The following is a 17762-nucleotide window of genomic DNA, read 5'->3' on the forward strand; positions in this document are numbered from 1 at the left end:
ATTTTCGCAGGTTTTGCCGGCAAACCAAGCCAGACTTATATTTCCTACAAGCAATTAGTAAAAAACGTGGCGCGATGTCCACGTTTTTTTAACAAATAAACAGCGCTTATTCGCACTGCATGGTCAACCTGCCTCGGGCAGCATCGAACCGGTGCGGCGGTAACGCTCGTGCCAGGCAAACGCCTGCTCCAGCACGTGCGGCGTCTGGCCGCCGCGCGCCTGCGCTTCCAGCACGTAGTCGCGCAGCATCTGCTGGTAGGGCGCCGGCACGCAGTTGGCGATGATGGCGGTCGCCCGTTCGCGCGGCGCCAGCCCGCGCAGGTCGGCCAGGCCCTGCTCGGTGACGATGATGTCGACATCGTGTTCGGTATGGTCGACGTGCGACACCATCGGCACGATCGACGACACCTTGCCGCCCTTGGCGATCGACTTGGTGGCGAAGATCGACAAATACGCGTTGCGCGCGAAGTCGCCCGAGCCGCCGATCCCGTTCATCATGTGGGTGCCGCCCACATGGGTCGAGTTCACGTTGCCGTAGATGTCGGCTTCCAGCGCCGTGTTGATGGCGATGATGCCGAGGCGGCGGATGACTTCCGGATGGTTCGACACTTCCTGCGGGCGCAGCACCAGCTTGTCGGCATAGCGTTCGAGCTCGCCGAACACCTGGCGGCTCTTCTCGGGCGAAAGCGTGATCGAGGAGCCGGACGCAAAGGCCAGCTTGCCGGCGTCGAACAGGTCGAAGGTCGAGTCCTGCAGCACTTCGGAATACATGGTGAGGTGCTCGAAGGGGCTGTCGACGAAGCCCGCCATCACCGCGTTGGCGATGGTGCCGATGCCGGCCTGCAGCGGCAGCAGGCTGTTGGTCAGGCGCCCGGCGGCGATTTCTCGGCCGAAGAAATCGACCAGGTGGCGCGCGATGGCGGCCGTCTCGGCATCGGGCGGCAGCACGCTCGAGGTGCTGTCGGGCTGGTTGGTGAAGACGATGGCGGCGATCTTTTCCGGCGGGATGGCAATCGCCGTGGTGCCGACGCGGTCTTCGGCGTGCATCAGCGGGATCGGCTCGCGCATCGGGCGCTTCTTCGGAATCCAGATGTCGTGCAGGCCTTCCAGTGCCTGCGGCTGCGCCAGGTTGATCTCGACGATCACCTTCTCGGCCAGGATCGCGAAGCTGGCGCTGTTGCCGACCGAGGTCGTGGGCACGATCGCGCCCGAATCGAGGATGCGCACCGCTTCGATCACGGCCACGTCCACCGGGCCCAGGTGGCCGGCACGCAGCACCTCGACGGTCTCGGACAGGTGCTGGTCGATGTACATCACTTCGCCGCGGTTGATCGCCGCGCGCAGCACCGGGTCGACCTGGAAGGGCGCGCGGCGCGCCAGCGCATGCGCTTCGGTGAGCAGCTTGTCGGTGTCGTTGCCGAGCGAGGCGCCGGTGAGCAGGGTGATGCGCAGCGGCTCGCGGCGGGCGCGTTCGGCCAGCGCGGCCGGCACCAGCTTGACGTCGCCGGCGCGGGTGAAGCCGCTCATGCCGACGGTCATGCCGTCGCGGATGTGGGCAGCTGCCTCGGCTGCGGTGGTGATGCGCTCGCGCAGCAGGGGACAGCCGATTCGGTCTTGGTATGCGTCGTTCATCGTGGATCTTCTTGCAGGTTGCAGGAGGGCCGCTAGCGCAGCCAGTTGTTGACCGGCAGCAGAGGCGGCGGCAGGTCGGGGTCGCCCAGCGCGTCGCGCAGGTCGATTTCGATGGCGCGGCAGATGGCGTCGAGCGGCAGGTCGTTCGGCGACACGCCGAAGGGTTCCTCGATCTCGTCGCCCAGCGCGTCCAGGCCATAGAAGGTGTAGGCGACGATCGCCACCACCAGCGGCGTCAGGTAGCCGATCGAATCGACCAGGCCGAAGGGCAGCAGGAAGCAGTACAGGTAGGCGGTGCGGTGCAGCAGCAGGGTGTACGAAAACGGCACCGGGGTGTTCTTGATGCGCTCGCAGGAAGCGCCGGTGGCGACCATCGCCGAGACGGTGGCATCGAGCGTGACGGCGCGGATGCTGTCGAGCATGCCGGCGTGGCGGCAGCGCGCCAGGTCCGCGCCCATTTCCAGCATGATGGCGTTGCCGAGGTGGGGGCGCGCGCGCAGCGCCGCCCATTCGGCCTCGGTCAGGTGCCGCGCCACGTCGTCGCCCGGGTCGCTGCGGCGCAAATTGTGGCGCAGGGCGTGGGCAAAGGCGATGGCGCGCCGGATCATGCGCTCGCGGATGTGCTCGTGGCCGGGCGCGGTGTCCACCAGGCTCAGTACTTCGCGCGAAAAATTCCGGCTGCGCAGCACCAGTTCGCCCCAGAGCTTGCGCCCCTCCCAGTAGCGGTCGTAGGCCGAGTTATTACGGAAACCGAGGAAGATCGCCAGCGGCAGGCCCATCAATGTGAACGGAATGATGGTCAGGTGCACCTTGTGCTGCCACAGCTGGCCATGGGTCCAGGTGACGATCACCGCCAGCAGGGTGGTGATGAACAGGCTTTTCCAGATGCTCGGCAGGATCGAGCCGCGCATGGTGAGGAAGAGGCGCAGGCCATTCGGGCGGTCGCGGACGATCATGCCGCCCTCTCGTAGAAATGAGGAGACGAGGTACTGCTGCAATCGTTCATGCCGGGCGCCATCGCCGAGGAAGGCGGGAAGTCTGAAAGCCTATTCTGGCCGCTGCGCAGCAGAATTTCTAATTCACATTTCCCATTCCTGTTATTAACGTTATGAATACTTGTTGCTGAGATAACACCGCGATCAATAGTGCTGCTGGGCCTGGATCGGGTCGGCCTGCGGCGTGTAAACCAGCCGGCGCACGTCGAATCCCTGGCCCGACAGGCGTGCCAGCAAGGCGTCGAGCGCGCGTTTTTCCACCTGCGGCGTGCGCGACAGGATCCACAGGTAATCGCGGCCCGGTTCGCTGACGGCGGCCAGGGTGTAGTTGCGGTCGATATCGATTACCCAGTAGTCGCCCCATACCGGCGGCAGGAAGGACAGCAAGGCCGGCGCGAAGCGCACCTTCAGGCGCGGCGAGCCGGCCGGGCCGCACAGGCGCGCCACGCCCTCGGCCACATCGGTGCCGCCGTCTTCCAGGCGGCAGCGGTTCTCGACGCGTACCCTGCCGTCCGGCATGGCGGTGTAGATGGCGGTGGTATTGCCGGCGCATTTGCGCTCGAAGCGGTTGGGGTAGCGGGCGATCTCGTACCAGCTACCCATGTAGCGTTCCAGATCCAGGCTGCGCACGGGTTCCAGGTCGCTGGCGGCGGCCTTGCCGGCGGCATAGGCTTTCATGGTCAGCACGGCGACAACGGAAGCGAGCAGGGTGCCCTTGACCAGGGTGGGGGCGAGACGACGGTTCATGGAGAGTCCTCGTTAAAGCGGCGACTGCATCATGGTAGCCCGACAAGGCGAACCCGGCCGCACGAATAGAGGAGAACGCGGGGGGCAGGGCGCGAAGCGGTCAAATGCGATATGGCCCGGCGTTCATGCATGCGCCGGGCACGGCCGTCTGGATGCCGATGCGCATCCGGACGGCAAGGCGGGCAGGCCGATAGCGCTGCCCGCGCGGCCAGCGGTCAGGCCTTTTGCTGGTGGGCGGCGATCTGCTCGCGCAGCTGGTGGGGCGGGACCTGGGTGTAGTCCTTGTCGAGTTCCACGGTGACCAGCTTGCTCACTTGCGGGTCGAGCATCTTGCGCAGCAGGCCCAGGAACTGCGGTGCCGCGGCCAGGGTCAAACGGCTGTAACGGTTTTGCTGGTGCCCCTGCAGCAGGTAGTCGCACAGGCTGCGCGCAAACAATTCCGACTGGTGCTCGGCCGGGGTCTGGTGCGGCTCGTATTGCTTGTTCGGCGTCGCGCCGCCGGTATTGTGGATGCTCTGCGTGGCCGAGGTCGGGCCCAGGCGGTCGGTTTCCGTGTCCTGCGTGCGCAGGCGCACGGCGTCGTTGACCATGTCGTTGATTTCTTCGAGTTTGTCTGCGCCTTTCGCATCGGCAAAAATACGCGCGCGGCCCGTGTTTGCGGTAACGATCCAAGTTGCTTCCATAACACCTCCATACTTGTCGATTCGGTGAAATAAAGTCTACGCGAAATGCCAACAGCGGCGCGCGCGCCCTGTGCGCTGCGCCGGTGTAGCATGCACCCGTGGAATCACCGAAAGCCTCGACATGCAACGCCTGCTCATCCTTACCGGCGCCCTGATCCTTGCCGCCGGCCTCGCCTGGCCCTGGCTGAAACGCCTGCCCTTCGGCCGCCTGCCGGGCGACATCCACGTCGTGCGGGATGGCTTCAGCTTTCATTTTCCGATCGTGACCTGCCTCGTCATTTCAATTATCGTCACACTGATCCTATGGATCTTCCGGATCTTCCGGCGCTGAGGGGGGCTGTGCGCGACCGGACGCCACCTTCGGGTGGCGTTTTTTTTGTCCGTCGCGCCTACCACACCCGCATGTCCAAAATGTGACACCGCCTCACGCTCAGCAAGATTTGACAAACATGGCCAATCAACTAACGACACAATGCCGTCCATACGAACCGCAGAGGCGCCCAGCGCCCACCGCATTCGAAACCGGGTTGAATCGAACGACACCACGAATGTTTTGGAGAGAACATGAACGAGTTGATGGCACGGCATAATCACAAGCACACCGCGATCGCGGCCGCAGTCATGATCCTGGCGATGGGCACCGCGCTGCAGGCGCGGGCCCAGCAAGCCGATACGGCGCAGGAAGGCGGCATGCAGACGGTGGTCGTCACCGGCGTGCGCGCGGCGCTGGAACAGTCGCTGCGCCAGAAGCGCAACGCCGACTCGGTGGTCGAAGTCGTCACCGCCGAGGACATCGGCAAGATGCCCGACAAGAACGTGGCCGACGCAATCCAGCGCCTGCCTGGCGTGAACACGCAGTCGTCGGCGGGCGGCGAGGGCGGCTTCGGCGAGAACGACCGCGTCAGCCTGCGCGGCACCAGTCCCAGCCTGCAGCAAACTTTGTTCAACGGCCACGCGATCAGCACCGGCGACTGGTTCGTGCTGAACCAGATCGGCGGCAACGTCGGCCGTTCCAGCAGCTTCTCGCTGCTGCCGTCGGAACTGGTCGGCTCGATCGTGGTGCAGAAGAGCGCCACCGCCGACCTGGTCGAAGGCGGCGTCTCCGGTGCGATCAACGTCATCACGCGCCGTCCGCTCGACTTCCGCCAGCCGCTCACCTTCGAGGCCTCGGCCCAGGCCAACTACAACGATTTGTCGAGCAAGACCAAGCCGCACGTCTCGGCCCTGGTGGCGATGAAGAACGATGCGGGTACCGCCGGCTTCCTGCTGCAGGGCTTCTCGGAAAAAGCCGCGGTGCGGCGCGATGGCCAGGAGATCCTCGGCTACACCCCGATCAGCGCGACCAGCGCCGCCGCCATCGCGAATCCGGCGCTGACCGGCGTGATGGTGCCGACCTTCATCGGCGCTTCGCTGTTCGAGCAGACCAAGAAGCGCAGCGGCGGCGCCTTCGACGTCGAGCTGCGCCCGGCGCGCGGCGTGTCGCTCGACGTGAACGGCTTCTATTCCGAGCTGAAGGCCGGCCACCAGAACACCAACTGGCTGGCCGCTCCCGCCAACTCGATCAACACGGCCAACCAGATTCCGCAGAACCCGGTGGTGCGCAACAACACCCTGGTCGGCGCCGGCTTCGCGGTGAACAACGGCGAAGTCGACAACATCTACCGCCCTGATGCCGGCGGCGAATCCTGGTACCTCGACGTCAACGGCAAGTTCAAGGTCAACGACGACCTGAGCCTGTCCGGACGGCTCGGCAAGACCCACGGCGTGGGCTATGACCGCAACGACGTCTATTACCAGAACAACGTCGACGGCGGCATGGTGTACGGGCTGAACGGCCTGTCGCCGGCCACCATTGCCTACCCCGGCGGGAACACGGCGGTGCCGGGCTCCACGGCCTGGGCCGGCGGCGGCGAGGCGCAATCGGTGGACCAGGAAAAGTATGCGCAGATCGACGGCGAATGGCGCCTGCGCGACGGCATGTTCAGCGCGCTGCGCTTCGGCGCCCGCGTGACCGACCACGACCGCACCGCCGAGCACCCGCTGGAAACCCGTCCGGGCCCGGTCGGCTTCACCAACCCGGGCCCGGCCTGGAGCGGCCAGATGTACCCGTCCGACTTCGCCAACGACCTGGGCGGCAACCTGTCCTCGAACTACTTCAAGTACGACGGCTGGGCGCTCGGCCAGTGGGGCGCGGTGCCGGGCAACCGCCTGCTCGACTACACGCTGCGCCATAACTGGATGGACGAATTCCAGGTCGGCGAAAAGACCGCCGCGCTGTACGGCATGCTGGAAGCGGGCGGCGACCGCTGGAGCGGCAACATCGGCCTGCGCGCGGTGCAAACCAAGCAGACCACGATCGTCAACCTGCCGGGCGGCCCGAACCCGGTCACCGGTTCCGCCTTCGGCCCCTACACGCCGACCACCTTCAAGCGCACCTACCGCGACTACCTGCCGAGCGCGAACGTGAAGTTCGACCTGCGCGACGACCTGGTGCTGCGCGCGGCCGTGGCCAAGACCATGGCGCGGCCGGACTACTCGGCGCTGGGCGGCTCGGTGTCGCTGAACGACGACGCCCTGAGCGGCAGCGGCGGCAACGTCAACCTCGACCCGGTGCGCTCGACCAACTTCGACGTCTCGGCCGAATGGTATTACGCGCCAAAGGCGGCGCTGTCGGCGGGCCTGTTCTACATGGACCTGCGCTCGATCGTGGCGCAAGGCACCAGCACCGGCACCTACTACAACAACAAGCGCAGCGCGCTGGCCGAGTACCAGATCACCTCGCCCTTCAACACCAGCGGCAAGAACAAGGGCATCGAGTTGAGCTGGCAGCAGCCTTTGTTCAACAACTTCGGCTTCCTGGCCAACTACACCTGGGCCGACGGCGAGCTGGATGACGGCGGCGAGCTGCTGAACTCCTCGAAGCGCACCTACAACCTGACCGGCTACTTCGAGAACGACCGCTTCAGCGCGCGCCTGGCCTACAGCTTCCGCTCGGCCTATAAAGCCGGCGTCGACCGCGGCGCCAGCCAGCACGTGGACGACATGCCGTCGCTGGCGGCCTCGGTGAACGTCAAGCTCACCGAGCAGCTGACCCTGACCTTCGATGCGCTCAATCTCACCAACGAGACCATCAAGATGTACGCCGAGAACAAGGACCGGCCGCGCGCGTTCTACTCGAATGGGCGGACCTTCTTCCTGGGCGTGCGCGGGAAGCTGTAAGCGGCGCGGTATAGCGCATCTCCGTGGCGTTTGCGGGCAAGGCCAGCGGCGGCCTTGCCTTTTTTTCGGCGGTGAGCATGGTCGGCAATGGCGTCCAATGTTGACGTCAATCGTACGGTGGGCACCCCGTGCCCACGCGGAACGTCGATCATTGTTGGCTAATGTGTTCGACGATAACGACGCAAGCCAGCAGTGTCTCCAAAGCGTCTCGCTAACGTCTCGTCCACCGAATACGTCGCGGAGCGAAGCCTATACGCAGCCGGCTCGCGGATCAGCACGTATCCGCGTGGGCACTTCGTCTGCGAGGCCCCCGGCCTCACAGACCCCACCGTACGGGTCACACCCTGGCCTTATCAAGGAACACAATGCCGATACCCCATCCAGGCACGGCGCCCATTGCCATCGAATGGGAATGCCTGAGCAACTTCGCCGGCGATGCCATCTTCGAAGCGCGCCTGAACCTGCGCAACGTCTCCGGCAAACCCATCGCCCCCGGCTGGCAGCTGTATTTCAACGCCTGCCGCAAGGTCATCCCCGATACCGTGAGCGCCGGCTTCGCCATCGCCCACGTGAACGGCGACCTGTTCAAACTCACCGCCCTGGCGGACAAGCCTTGGCCGGAAGACGAAGCCTTCGACATCGCCTACCAGGCCCAGTTCTGGGTCATCAGCGTGACCGACGCGCCGCTCGGCTTCTACCTGCTGCCGCAAGACGGCGGCGTGATCGAACTCGGCGACCCGCGCATCCTGCCCTTCGCCCGCGTCGAACAGCGCATGCGCCACGTCGAAGACCGGGTGCCGACCGCCAACGCGGCCCAGCGCTACACCGACAATGCCGCCCTTCACCTGCTCCCGCAAGACCAGGTCGGCCGCATCACGCCGCGCCCGGTCTCGGCCCGCTTCGGCGCCGGCCGGTGCATGCTCGGAAGCGGCACGCACATCGTCCACGGCCCCGAGCTCGCCAACGAAGCCGCCTTCCTGCGCACGTTGCTGGACGCGCTGCCGGCCGGCGAAGCGCACACCGCGCAGGTCGTCCTCGAGACCGGCTCCGTGGCGCTGGAAGCCCCGGGCGACGAAGCCTACCAGCTCGACATCGAACCTGACGCCGTCGTGCTGCGCGGCGCCTCGGCCCACGGCGTCTTCAACGCCATCCAGAGCCTGCGTCAGCTGATCGAGACTGACGGCAGCCTGCCGACCGGCCACGTGCTCGATGCCCCGCGCTTCGCCTACCGCGGCATGATGCTGGACGTGGCGCGCCACTTCGTCGGCGTCGACACCGTGCTGCGCCTGCTCGACTGCATGGCCGCCTATAAACTGAACCGCTTCCACTTCCACCTCACCGACGACGAAGGCTGGCGCCTGCCGATCACGGCGCTGCCCGAGCTGACCGAAGTCGGCGCGCGGCGCGGCGTCAGCCCGGATGGCAGCCCCTGCCTGCCGCCATCGTTCGGCTCCGGCGCCGACATCGACAGTTCCCCCGGCACCGGCCACTACACCCACGACGAATTCATCGCCATCCTGCGTCATGCGCATGCGCGCCATATCGAGGTGGTCCCCGAATTCAACATGCCCGGCCACGCGCGCGCCGCGGTGATGGCGATGCGCGTGCGCCACGACCGCCTGCTGGCGGCCGGCGACTTTGATGCCGCCTGGGCCTGCCGCCTCGACGATCCCGACGACGCCTCGACCTACGAATCGGTGCAGCTGTGGCACGACAACGTGATCTGCATCGCGCTGCCCTCGGTGGACCGCTTCATCGATACCGTGGTGGCCGAAGTAAAGGACTTGTTCCGGCAAGCCGGCGTACCGCTGCGCGCCATCCACACCGGCGGCGACGAAGTGCCGAACGGCGCCTGGATCGGTTCGCCGCGCTGCCGCGCCCGCATGGCGGAGCAGGGCTGGACCGACGTGGCGCAGCTGCGCTTCGATTTCGTGGCGCGCTGCCGCGCAATCCTGGCGCGCCACGGTCTGGCCTTTGCCGGCTGGGACGATACCGCGCTGACCCACGACACCGGCGGCGCCCCCGCACCCGAGCCGCGCTTCGCCGGACCGGACTTCCACGCCTATGTGTGGAACAACGCCTGGGGTTCGGGCCAGGAAGACATCGCCTACCGCCTGGCGAATGCCGGCTACAGCGTCGTGCTGTCGAACGCGGCGAATCTCTACTTCGACCTGGCCTGCGCCAAGGACCCGGAAGAACCCGGCTACTACTGGGCCGGCTTCGTCGGCCTGCGCCAGGCCTTTGCCTTCTGCCCGCTCGACCAGGGGGCGGTGCCGGCGCGCGACCCGATGGGCCGGCGCGTGCCCGAGGCGCTGCTGGCGCGCCTGGAAAAGCTCGACGGCGGCCGCATCGCCGGCCTGCAGGGCCAGCTGTGGGGAGAAAACGCCCACTCGCGCGCGCGTATCGAATACATGGTGGCGCCGCGCCTGCTGGCGCTGGCCGAACGCGCCTGGAGTCCGGACCCGGGCTGGCGCCTGATCGCCGATCCGCGCGAACGCGAAGCGCGCATCGACGCCGACTGGAACGAGTTCGCCAACCGCCTCGGCCAGCGCGAACTGCCGCGCCTGGACCGTGCGCCGCTGGCCTGGGCCTACCGCCTGCCGCCGCCGGGCGTGCGCCTGGAAGAGGGCCGGATCCACGCCAACGTGGCGCTGCCGGGCCTGACGCTGCGCTATACCGTCGACGGCAGCGAGCCGACCGCGGCCAGCCCACGCTATACGGAGGCGCTGGGTGTTTCCAGCGATGTGCCGCGCGATGCGCGTATAGTCTCCATCGCCAGTTTCGACACACGTGGACGCAGCAGCCGCAGCGCCACCATCGCCCTGAAGGACGCTTTCGATGTCTGACGTATCCACCGCCGCCCCTGTCGCCACAAGCGCACCGCCCGCGGCGCGCCATCCGCTGGCCTGGGTGCCGACCCTGTACCTGGCGCAGGGCTTGCCCTTCTATGCGGTGGCGCTGATCGCCGGCCTGATGTTCAAGAGCATGGGCGTGCCGAACGAGCAGATCGCCCGCTGGACCGGGCTGCTCGGCTTTGCCTGGGTGTTCAAGGCTTTATGGAGCCCCTTCCTGGAACTGGCGCGCAGCAAGAAGCGCGCGGTCGTCATCTTCCAGCTGATCGGTGGCGCCAGCCTGGCGACGGTGGCGCTGGCCTTGCAGTTCCCGAGCTGGTTCGCGCTGTCGATCGCGCTGCTGGCGGTGGTGTCATTGGCATCGGCCACCCACGACATCGCGGCCGACGGCCTGTACATCGCCAGCCTGAGTGCGAAGCAGCAGGCAGCCTATGCCGGCTGGCAGGGCGCCTTCTTCAATGCCGCGAAATTCCTGTCGCTGGGTGGACTGGTGATCCTGGCCGGCTACCTGGAAAAGCGCATCGGCATCGCGCCTGCCTGGACCGTGGTGTTTGCATTGCTCGGCGCCGCGCTGGTGGCCCTGGGGTCGTACCACACATGGGCGCTGCCAGGCACGCTCACGGTGCGCACCGCGCAGACCGATTCGCTGCGCAGCATCGCCGCCACGCTGCTCGACGTGATCCGCGCCTTCTTCGCCAAGAAGGGCATCTGGATCGGCATCCTGTTCATCATCCTGTTCCGCGCCAGCGAAGGGCAGATCCAGACCATCGGCCCGCTGTTCCTGCGCGATGCGCGCGCCGTCGGCGGCCTGGGCCTGAGCACGGCCGAAGTGGGGGCGGTGTACGGCACCGCGGGTACGGTCGCGTTTTTGGTGGGCAGCATCGCCGGCGGCTACTTCACGTCCTGGCTGGGTTTGAAGCGCGCGATGCTGTTTTTGATCGTGGCGATGAATTTGCCGAACCTGGTGTTCTGGTATTTGAGCGCGGCGCAGCCCGATTCGCTGCCGCTGATCGCCACCGCGCTCGGCGTGGAGATGTTCGGTTATGGATTCGGCTTCGTCGGCATCATCCTGTTCATCATGCAGGTGATCGCCAGCGGCCCCTATCAAACCGCGCACTACGCGCTGGGCAGCGGCTTCATGCAGCTGGGCTTCGTGCTGTTCAAGATGATCAGCGGCGACATTCAGGCGGCGCTGGGTTACCGCCATTTCTTCCTGTGGGTGCTGGTGTGTGCGGTGCCGGTGCTGGTGCTCACGCGCTTCGTGCGGCTGACGCCTGAAAACAACGGATGTCAGACTTGACCCCTGTTGGTTTTTAACGCTTTTTGACGGGTAAGGCGAGCCACCCTTGCCATTTGCCGGCGCCATCGCGCTCGACTTTCTGGATATGCGGCCGCGTGCTGTCCAGGCGCCAGAACGCCTGCTTGTCGAGCCAGTCCTCGTACATGAAGCGGAAACGCGGCCAGTCGCCGCAAAAGTCGAGGATGGCATACGAACCTGCCGGCAGCACGCGCAGGCCCAGCGTCGGGTCCGGCCTTGCGTCGCCGCCGAAGCCGAAGTCATAGCAGTATTCGCGCTCCCCGGTAAAACCCGGATCCTCGTCGAACACGCCATACCAGGCGGCCGCCCGCGTCACGTCGCCACTGCTCTCGCGCTCGCAGATGAAGTTATTGCAGGCGATCGACAACGCCGCCCCCGACTGCCCGAAGAAGCGCTGGTAGCGCAGCGTGACGGCGGGCAGGGTCTGCACGCGGATGCGCGCGGCCACGCTGCCCGGTTCGGGCGGGCAGTAGGGCGCCAGGATCACGTCCAGGTTGTCGGGCTCGGCGACAAAGAAGCTGACGTCGCTCTCGCGCCCGACCTGCTGGTCCATGTAGGTGCGCCAGCCGCCTTCGCGCCAGGCCTTGGCCGACATCGCGAATTGCTGCTTGAAGGCCTTGGCAAAGGCGGCGTTCGAAGGAAAGCCGCAGTCCTGGGCGATGTGCAGCACCGGCACGTCGGGCTCGTGGCGCAGCAGGTGGGCGGCGCGGCGCAGGCGGCGCTTGCGCTGGTATTCCACCGCCGAAAAGCCGGTCAGCTCGCGGAAGATGCGGTCGAAGTGGAAGGAGGAATAGCTGGCCGATGCCGCCAGGTTCTTCAGCGCCAGCGGATCGCCTACCGAGTCGAGCATCAGGTCCATCACCTCGTACAGGCGCGAGACGCGCGAAGTCGGCTTCATCGCGCAGCCCCGCATCGGCCCGCAAGGCGGGCTGTCGGCGCCGCGGCGCAATCTGGCAGGTGGCGGGGAGAAGGGCGCATCAAGGCGGCAGCGGTGATGAAATATTACCCATTATGGCTTAGAAAACGTGCAATAGCGAAATATACAGCCGTGGCGCCGGGCCGGTCTTGGCGCGAATGCGACACGGACACCGGCAGCGCCGCCGCCATTTTGCATAACGCCCGTACGTACAGCCGCTATGCAGAATCGGCATGCATGCGACAGGCGGGCGCCGGCACTTGGCAATGCCCGGCTTTATGGATTAGCATCCTCCGATCCCAACTATTCCAATCACGGAGAAAACATGAAGCGTACCCTGTGCAGCACCCTGATCGCGGGGCTGTTCGCCGTCGCCGCCCACGCCGGTGCGCATGACGAGGCCAACACCAGCGCGCCGTCGACCGCTGCCGCAGCCGCCGTCTCGGGCGTCGACAAGGCCGCGATGGACACCGGCGTGCGCGCACAGGACGACTTCTTCCGCCATACCCAGGGCAAGTGGCTGCAGGACGTCGAGATTCCATCCGACCGTTCGAGCTGGAGCGCCTTCAGCGTGGCCCAGGAAAACGTCGAGAACCAGATCCGCGCCATCATCGAGCAGGCCGCCGCCGACACCAAGGCCGCCAAGGGTTCGAACGCGCAGAAGATGGGCGACTACTACAACAGCTACCTCGACGAGGCGCGCCGCAACGCGCTCGGCCTTACACCACTGAAGGCCGAACTGGCGCGCATCGCCGCCCTGAAGGACAAGCGCGGCATCGCGGCGCTGTCGGCCCACATGGAACGCATCGGCGGCGAGGCGCCGCTCGGCATGTACGTCGGCCAGGACAGCAAGGATTCGACCCGCTACGTGGTGAGCGTCGGCCAGTCGGGCCTGGGCCTGCCGAACCGCGACTACTACCTGGCCGACGAAGCGCGCATGAAGGACTTCCGCGCCAAGTACCAGGTCCACATCGAGAAGATGCTGTCCCTGGCAGGCCACAAGGATGCGGCTCTCGAGGCCGCGAAGATCGTGGCCCTGGAAACCGAAATCGCCAAGGTGCAGTGGAGCGCCGTCGAGAACCGCGACCCGGTCAAGCGCTACAACAAGATGAGCTTCGCCCAGCTGAAGGACCTGATGCCGGGCTTCGACTGGACCACCTGGATGAAGGACGTCGGCGTGGCCGGCAAGGTCGATTCGCTGATCGTCAGCCAGCCGAGCTACCTGGCCGGCCTGGACAAGATCATCGCCGCGACCCCGGTCGATACCTGGAAATCGTATTACGCTTTCCACCTGATCAGCGCCTACGCGCCTTATCTGTCGCAGCCTTTCGTCGACGAGAGCTTTGCCTTCCGCGGCACCGTGCTGTCGGGCACCAAGGAAAACCGTCCGCTGAACAAGCGTGCGATCGCCCTGGTCAACCGCGAGCTGAGCGAGGTAGTGGGCAAGGTCTACGTGGAGCGCCACTTCCCGGCCGAGCGCAAGGCGCAGGTCGAGGCGATGGTGAAGAACTTCATCCTCGCCTTCAAGGAAGGCATCGAGACGCTCGACTGGATGAGCCCTGAAACCAAGAAGCAGGCGCAGATCAAGCTCTCCAAGATGAACGCCAAGATCGGCTACCCGGAAAAGTGGCGCGATTATTCGTCGCTGAACATCGTGCGCGGCGACGTGGTCGGCAACGTGATGCGCTCGCGCGAGTTCGGCCACCAGTTCGGCATCGACAAGCTGGGCAAACCGGTCGACCGCCTGGCCTGGAGCATGAGCCCGCAAACCGTGAACGCCTACTACAGCCCGAGCATGAACGAGGTCGTGTTCCCGGCGGCGCGCCTGCAGGCCCCGCTGTACGATGCGAACGCCGAACCGGCGGTGAACTACGGCGCGGTCGGCATCTCGATCGGCCACGAGATCAGCCACGCTTTTGATGACAAGGGTTCGCAGTTCGACGGCGACGGCAATTTGCGCAACTGGTGGACGAAAGAAGACGGCGAGAAGTTCGCCGCGCGCGGCAAGGTGCTGGTGGCGCAGTACACCGGCTACAGCCCGGTGCAGGGCTACCACCTGAACGGCGAACTGACGCTGGGCGAGAACATCGCCGACAACGCCGGCGCCATCATGGCCAGCCGCGCTTATAAAATCTCGCTGGGCGGCAAGCCGGCCCCGGTGATCGACGGCTTCACCGCCGAGCAGCGCCTGTTCATGGGCCTGGCCCAGGCCCGCCGCGGCAAGGCGCGCGACGCGGCCCTGATCGCCCAGGTGAAATCGGACCCGCACTCGCCGTCGGAATTCCGCGTGAATGGCAGCCTGCGCAACCACCCGGGCTTCTATGAAGCGTATGACGTGAAGCCGGGCGACAAGATGTACCTGGCGCCGGAAGAGCGGGTGATTTTCTGGTAATTGCCGGTCGATTCGACTGATGCGAAAGGAGCGCTGCGGCGCTCCTTTTTTCTTGGTGCCGCGGCAAGGCATGTTGGGTTGAACGCGTGGACGGGGGACCCGTCCACCCTACGAATAGGCGTTGGCGTATTCCGATATGCGTTGGCGTATCCAGTACGGTGGGGTCTGTGAGGCCGGGGGCCTTACAGACAAAGTGCCCACGCGGTTACGTGTTCGTCCGGAGTCGGTAGCTGCGATGATTCGCCCGCACAGCTTGCGTTGGATGGAAACGTTCGCGAAACGCTCTTGGATACGTCAACAATATACGTGTCTTGCGTCACCGTTCAATGTTAACGATGATCATCGTTTCGCGTGGGCACAGCGTGCCCACCGTACGGTTACGGCCAGTGGATCATCAGGGCGTCCCAAACACCTGCGTCCAATACGGGAACCCCGGGACCCGAACGTGGCTCACGGCATACCCCGCCCCCATCTCGCTGAACTGCGGATTCATCAGGTTGGCGCAGTGCCCGGGGCTGTCGAGCCAGCCCTGCACGGCTTCGCGTGGCGAGGTCTGGCCCGCCGCGATGTTTTCACCGATATGCCGCCAGCGGTAGCCGGCGCGGGTGGCGCGTTGCGCCGCTTCGCTGCCGTCCGAGCCGCGGTGGCTGAACTGGCGGTGCGATGCCATGTCGCTGCTGTGCGCCAGCGCCGCTTGCGCCAGCTCGGCGTTCCAGGCCAGCGGCCGCGCCGGGCCGAAGAGGCGGTCGCCGCAACGGCGCGCCTGGCTGCGTGCCGCATTCACCAGGTCGAGGATGATGCGGCCGGCTTCGTCCTGGTCCGGCAGCACCAGCGGCGGCGTCGGGCGCGCCAGCACGATGGTCCAGTCGTTGCCGCTCCTTGCCACGCCGATGTCGCTGAAACCGGCGTCGAGCAGGCTGCGGCAATACTGCTTGCGCAGCAGGGCGAGCACGGCCTCGCTGTCGGGCGCGCCGCCGACGAAGATCACCTGGGCCTTGTCGGTGTGGTAGCCGGCCTGCTCCAGCGCCCATTCCGGGAAACTGCCCAGCCCTACGCGCACCCGCGCCAGGGCCGCCTGCGGGATCAGGGCCGGCGCCGGGGCGGGACGCGCACCCGGGCAGCCCTCGGGCGCCGCGCGGTAGGCATTGATGCCGGCAACCACGCGCGCGTCGCTCTGGGCCTGGGCGGCGTGGAGCCAGGACAAGGCGCCGCCCAGCAGTACGGCATGCAGCAGACGGTGGAGGACAGGACGCTTCAAGGCAGGTGGGAGGGCTGTTTGGATGCCTTCAGCATACCGGTGCCCGGCCCAGCGCGTTGTCCGGCTGTTCCGTAACGTGCGGAAATTCTGTCCAGCTATGGTCAAATGGCGCTCATCGACCATCTACGGAAAACGGATCATGACCAACGCATTCAAGGCCGGCGACAAGGTGACATGGGAGTCGTCGCAGGGAACGGTGCACGGCACGGTCAAGAAGAAGCTGACCGCGCACACCACCATCAAGGGCCACGAGGTGGCGGCCTCGAAAGAGAATCCGGAATACCTGGTGGTCAGCGACAAGACCGGGGCCGAGGCGGCGCACAAGCCGGACGCGCTCAAGAAAGCCTGAGGGCCCGGCTTGCGGTTTGCGGCTAGCGGCGGCCTCTTCGACGATGCAAGCGCTTCAATGACGCATCGGCGCCGCCATGGATGCCTGCGCCGGCAGGTCCGTGCGGAAGGCGCGCTCGGCGGGCGCGGTGTCGTTATAGGCCTCGAAGCGTGCGATCTTGCCGTCGCGCACCGTCAGCACGTGCACCCAGGGGCTGTCGAAGCTGCGGCCGGTCGGCTTGGCCAGCCAGGTGGCTTCCCCCACGACCACCACCTTGTCGCCCTCGGCGATGAATTCCCTGGTCGTGAAACTGAGCGCTTCGGCGCCGTTGGCCAGTTTGGTGAAGAAGTCGGCGATCTCGGCCTTGCCATGGTAGGTGCCGGCAAACGGAATGCAGTCCGAGTCGCGTTCGACCCAGTCGGCGTTCACGTCGCAGCGCTCCAGCAGGCTCGGAATGTCGCCTTTCAGAAATAGCTGGTAGCACTCCATGACCAGCTGTTTGTTGTCTTGTGCGTTCATGACAGCGTCCTCCGAATTCGGCTGTCCACTGACAATCGCGGTCGGTCATGCCCGGATAGTCGATGCCTTCAGCCTAGTTCGCGGAAGCAGGATGTCAAGCTGGGCAGGCGCCAAAGAAAATGGGCGGCCAGCGCCGCCCATCGTGTACAGCGGATGCCGGATCAACCGCGCTGGCGGCGGCGCGCCATGCCCATGCCCAGCAAGGCCAATGGCAGCAGGGCCAGCGTGGCCGGCTCGGGCACGTCGCTGGCAGCCTCGCCCAGCACTACCTGGCCGCCGCCACTGACGGTATCGAAACGGCCGGTGTAGGTGCCGAATCGGTTATTGTCGTACGAGGTCACGACCAGGAAATAAGGGATGTCGGCTTGCAGCGACCGGCTGATCAGCGAGAGGAGGCCGGCACCCGAATCGTCGTCGACGCTCAGCAGATTCGTCAGTGGGGAGGAGGCATCGAAGGCGTTCGCATACAGTCCCAGGAAGGTGTCGCCGCCACCGAAGCTGGCGGAGAGCGTCTCCATGGAGTAGACGCCGTCGGCGGTCACGTGGAAATTGAAAACGTCGTAGGACGTTGCCGTACCCACGCCGCTCAGGCTGAACGTCGTGAAAGGACGGTTGAAGACAGGATCGGATTCGGTCAGGGCGCCGGAGAAGTCGACCGGCGCAGCCAGCACGGCTTGCGACACGAAGGCCAGGCTGGCGGCGGCGAGTTTCAGCGTACGGGAAAATGGAAAACGCATGATGGACATCCCTTTATCTAGTTGTGGTGTTATCTTATAAGCAATGCCTGTGCCACCAAAAATTACCATTTAAAAACAATTGCTTGCCGTATTGACGAATGCGTATCGATGATTTTTGTAAAGAAAACCGACGCCGGTCCGCAGGCAAGGAGCTTCTTCTTAAGAT

The 17762-nt window shown here is 65.7% G+C and carries 14 protein-coding genes; 6 read left to right on the plus strand and 8 right to left on the minus strand.

Annotated elements, in window-relative coordinates:
- Window positions 1-123 precede the first annotated feature (123 nt).
- The 4 genes from QPK31_RS16305 to QPK31_RS16320 all read right to left on the minus strand — a co-directional run bounded on the left by QPK31_RS16305 (window position 124) and on the right by QPK31_RS16320 (window position 4057).
- Entirely contained in the window at window positions 124-1632 is a 1509-nt protein-coding gene (locus QPK31_RS16305) for an acetyl-CoA hydrolase/transferase family protein (protein ID WP_290423965.1), read from the minus strand.
- A 32-nt stretch (window positions 1633-1664) separates the two neighbouring features.
- Window positions 1665-2588, minus strand: coding sequence for a bestrophin family protein (locus QPK31_RS16310; protein WP_290423966.1), 924 nt, complete (start codon window positions 2586-2588; stop codon window positions 1665-1667).
- Between the two features lie 183 nt (window positions 2589-2771).
- Window positions 2772-3374, minus strand: a complete 603-nt coding sequence (locus QPK31_RS16315; protein WP_290423967.1) for a lipocalin family protein — start codon at window positions 3372-3374, stop codon at window positions 2772-2774.
- Between the two features lie 215 nt (window positions 3375-3589).
- Window positions 3590-4057, minus strand: a complete 468-nt coding sequence (locus QPK31_RS16320) for a host attachment protein (RefSeq protein ID WP_290423968.1) — start codon at window positions 4055-4057, stop codon at window positions 3590-3592.
- Between the two features lie 121 nt (window positions 4058-4178).
- Here QPK31_RS16320 and QPK31_RS16325 point away from each other — a divergent pair, with 121 nt between their 5' ends.
- The 4 genes from QPK31_RS16325 to QPK31_RS16340 all read left to right on the plus strand — a co-directional run bounded on the left by QPK31_RS16325 (window position 4179) and on the right by QPK31_RS16340 (window position 11428).
- Window positions 4179-4388 carry a DUF2905 domain-containing protein gene (locus tag QPK31_RS16325; protein ID WP_290423969.1) on the plus strand — a complete coding sequence of 70 codons (210 nt, stop codon included), beginning with the start codon at window positions 4179-4181 and terminating at the stop codon, window positions 4386-4388.
- A gap of 233 nt (window positions 4389-4621) precedes the next feature.
- Window positions 4622-7276: a TonB-dependent receptor gene (locus QPK31_RS16330; protein ID WP_290423970.1), complete on the plus strand. Its 2655-nt coding sequence runs from the start codon at window positions 4622-4624 to the stop codon at window positions 7274-7276.
- Between the two features lie 365 nt (window positions 7277-7641).
- On the plus strand, window positions 7642-10122 hold the full coding sequence (locus QPK31_RS16335; protein WP_290423971.1) for a family 20 glycosylhydrolase: 2481 nt from the start codon (window positions 7642-7644) through the stop codon (window positions 10120-10122).
- Window positions 10115-11428, plus strand: coding sequence for an MFS transporter (locus tag QPK31_RS16340; RefSeq protein ID WP_290423972.1), 1314 nt, complete (start codon window positions 10115-10117; stop codon window positions 11426-11428). Before QPK31_RS16335 ends, QPK31_RS16340 begins: the two co-directional genes overlap by 8 nt.
- Window positions 11429-11441: 13 nt before the next feature.
- Here QPK31_RS16340 and QPK31_RS16345 read toward each other — a convergent pair whose 3' ends face one another.
- Complete coding sequence (locus QPK31_RS16345) at window positions 11442-12344, minus strand: AraC family transcriptional regulator (protein WP_290423973.1); 903 nt, start codon at window positions 12342-12344, stop codon at window positions 11442-11444.
- A gap of 343 nt (window positions 12345-12687) precedes the next feature.
- On the opposite strand from QPK31_RS16345, the gene QPK31_RS16350 reads away from it, so the two are divergent.
- Window positions 12688-14754, plus strand: a complete 2067-nt coding sequence (locus QPK31_RS16350) for a M13 family metallopeptidase (protein ID WP_290423974.1) — start codon at window positions 12688-12690, stop codon at window positions 14752-14754.
- Window positions 14755-15148: 394 nt separating this feature from the next.
- Here QPK31_RS16350 and QPK31_RS16355 read toward each other — a convergent pair whose 3' ends face one another.
- Entirely contained in the window at window positions 15149-16012 is an 864-nt protein-coding gene (locus QPK31_RS16355; protein WP_290423975.1) for a CAP domain-containing protein, read from the minus strand.
- Between the two features lie 139 nt (window positions 16013-16151).
- Here QPK31_RS16355 and QPK31_RS16360 point away from each other — a divergent pair, with 139 nt between their 5' ends.
- Complete coding sequence (locus tag QPK31_RS16360) at window positions 16152-16361, plus strand: DUF2945 domain-containing protein (protein WP_290423976.1); 210 nt, start codon at window positions 16152-16154, stop codon at window positions 16359-16361.
- Between the two features lie 54 nt (window positions 16362-16415).
- Here QPK31_RS16360 and QPK31_RS16365 read toward each other — a convergent pair whose 3' ends face one another.
- Both QPK31_RS16365 and QPK31_RS16370 read right to left on the minus strand, forming a co-directional pair.
- The gene (locus QPK31_RS16365; protein ID WP_290423977.1) at window positions 16416-16859 is read right to left on the minus strand and encodes a nuclear transport factor 2 family protein; all 444 of its coding nucleotides are present in this window, start codon (window positions 16857-16859) and stop codon (window positions 16416-16418) included.
- Between the two features lie 161 nt (window positions 16860-17020).
- Window positions 17021-17596 carry a PEP-CTERM sorting domain-containing protein gene (locus tag QPK31_RS16370; protein WP_290423978.1) on the minus strand — a complete coding sequence of 192 codons (576 nt, stop codon included), beginning with the start codon at window positions 17594-17596 and terminating at the stop codon, window positions 17021-17023.
- Between the last annotated feature and the right edge of the window lie 166 nt (window positions 17597-17762).

This window comes from Massilia sp. YIM B02769 (assembly GCF_030411995.1).
Lineage (GTDB): Bacteria > Pseudomonadota > Gammaproteobacteria > Burkholderiales > Burkholderiaceae_D > Telluria.

Excerpts from the sequence above, each read along its gene's own strand:
- QPK31_RS16305 (WP_290423965.1), bottom strand. The coding sequence starts at position 1,632 with ATGAACGACGCATACCAAGACCGAATCGGCTGTCCCCTGCTGCGCGAG.
- QPK31_RS16310 (WP_290423966.1), bottom strand. The coding sequence starts at position 2,588 with ATGATCGTCCGCGACCGCCCGAATGGCCTGCGCCTCTTCCTCACCATG.
- QPK31_RS16315 (WP_290423967.1), bottom strand. The coding sequence starts at position 3,374 with ATGAACCGTCGTCTCGCCCCCACCCTGGTCAAGGGCACCCTGCTCGCT.
- QPK31_RS16320 (WP_290423968.1), bottom strand. The coding sequence starts at position 4,057 with ATGGAAGCAACTTGGATCGTTACCGCAAACACGGGCCGCGCGCGTATT.
- QPK31_RS16325 (WP_290423969.1), top strand. The coding sequence starts at position 4,179 with ATGCAACGCCTGCTCATCCTTACCGGCGCCCTGATCCTTGCCGCCGGC.
- QPK31_RS16330 (WP_290423970.1), top strand. The coding sequence starts at position 4,622 with ATGAACGAGTTGATGGCACGGCATAATCACAAGCACACCGCGATCGCG.
- QPK31_RS16335 (WP_290423971.1), top strand. The coding sequence starts at position 7,642 with ATGCCGATACCCCATCCAGGCACGGCGCCCATTGCCATCGAATGGGAA.
- QPK31_RS16340 (WP_290423972.1), top strand. The coding sequence starts at position 10,115 with ATGTCTGACGTATCCACCGCCGCCCCTGTCGCCACAAGCGCACCGCCC.
- QPK31_RS16345 (WP_290423973.1), bottom strand. The coding sequence starts at position 12,344 with ATGAAGCCGACTTCGCGCGTCTCGCGCCTGTACGAGGTGATGGACCTG.
- QPK31_RS16350 (WP_290423974.1), top strand. The coding sequence starts at position 12,688 with ATGAAGCGTACCCTGTGCAGCACCCTGATCGCGGGGCTGTTCGCCGTC.
- QPK31_RS16360 (WP_290423976.1), top strand. The coding sequence starts at position 16,152 with ATGACCAACGCATTCAAGGCCGGCGACAAGGTGACATGGGAGTCGTCG.
- QPK31_RS16365 (WP_290423977.1), bottom strand. The coding sequence starts at position 16,859 with ATGAACGCACAAGACAACAAACAGCTGGTCATGGAGTGCTACCAGCTA.
- QPK31_RS16370 (WP_290423978.1), bottom strand. The coding sequence starts at position 17,596 with ATGCGTTTTCCATTTTCCCGTACGCTGAAACTCGCCGCCGCCAGCCTG.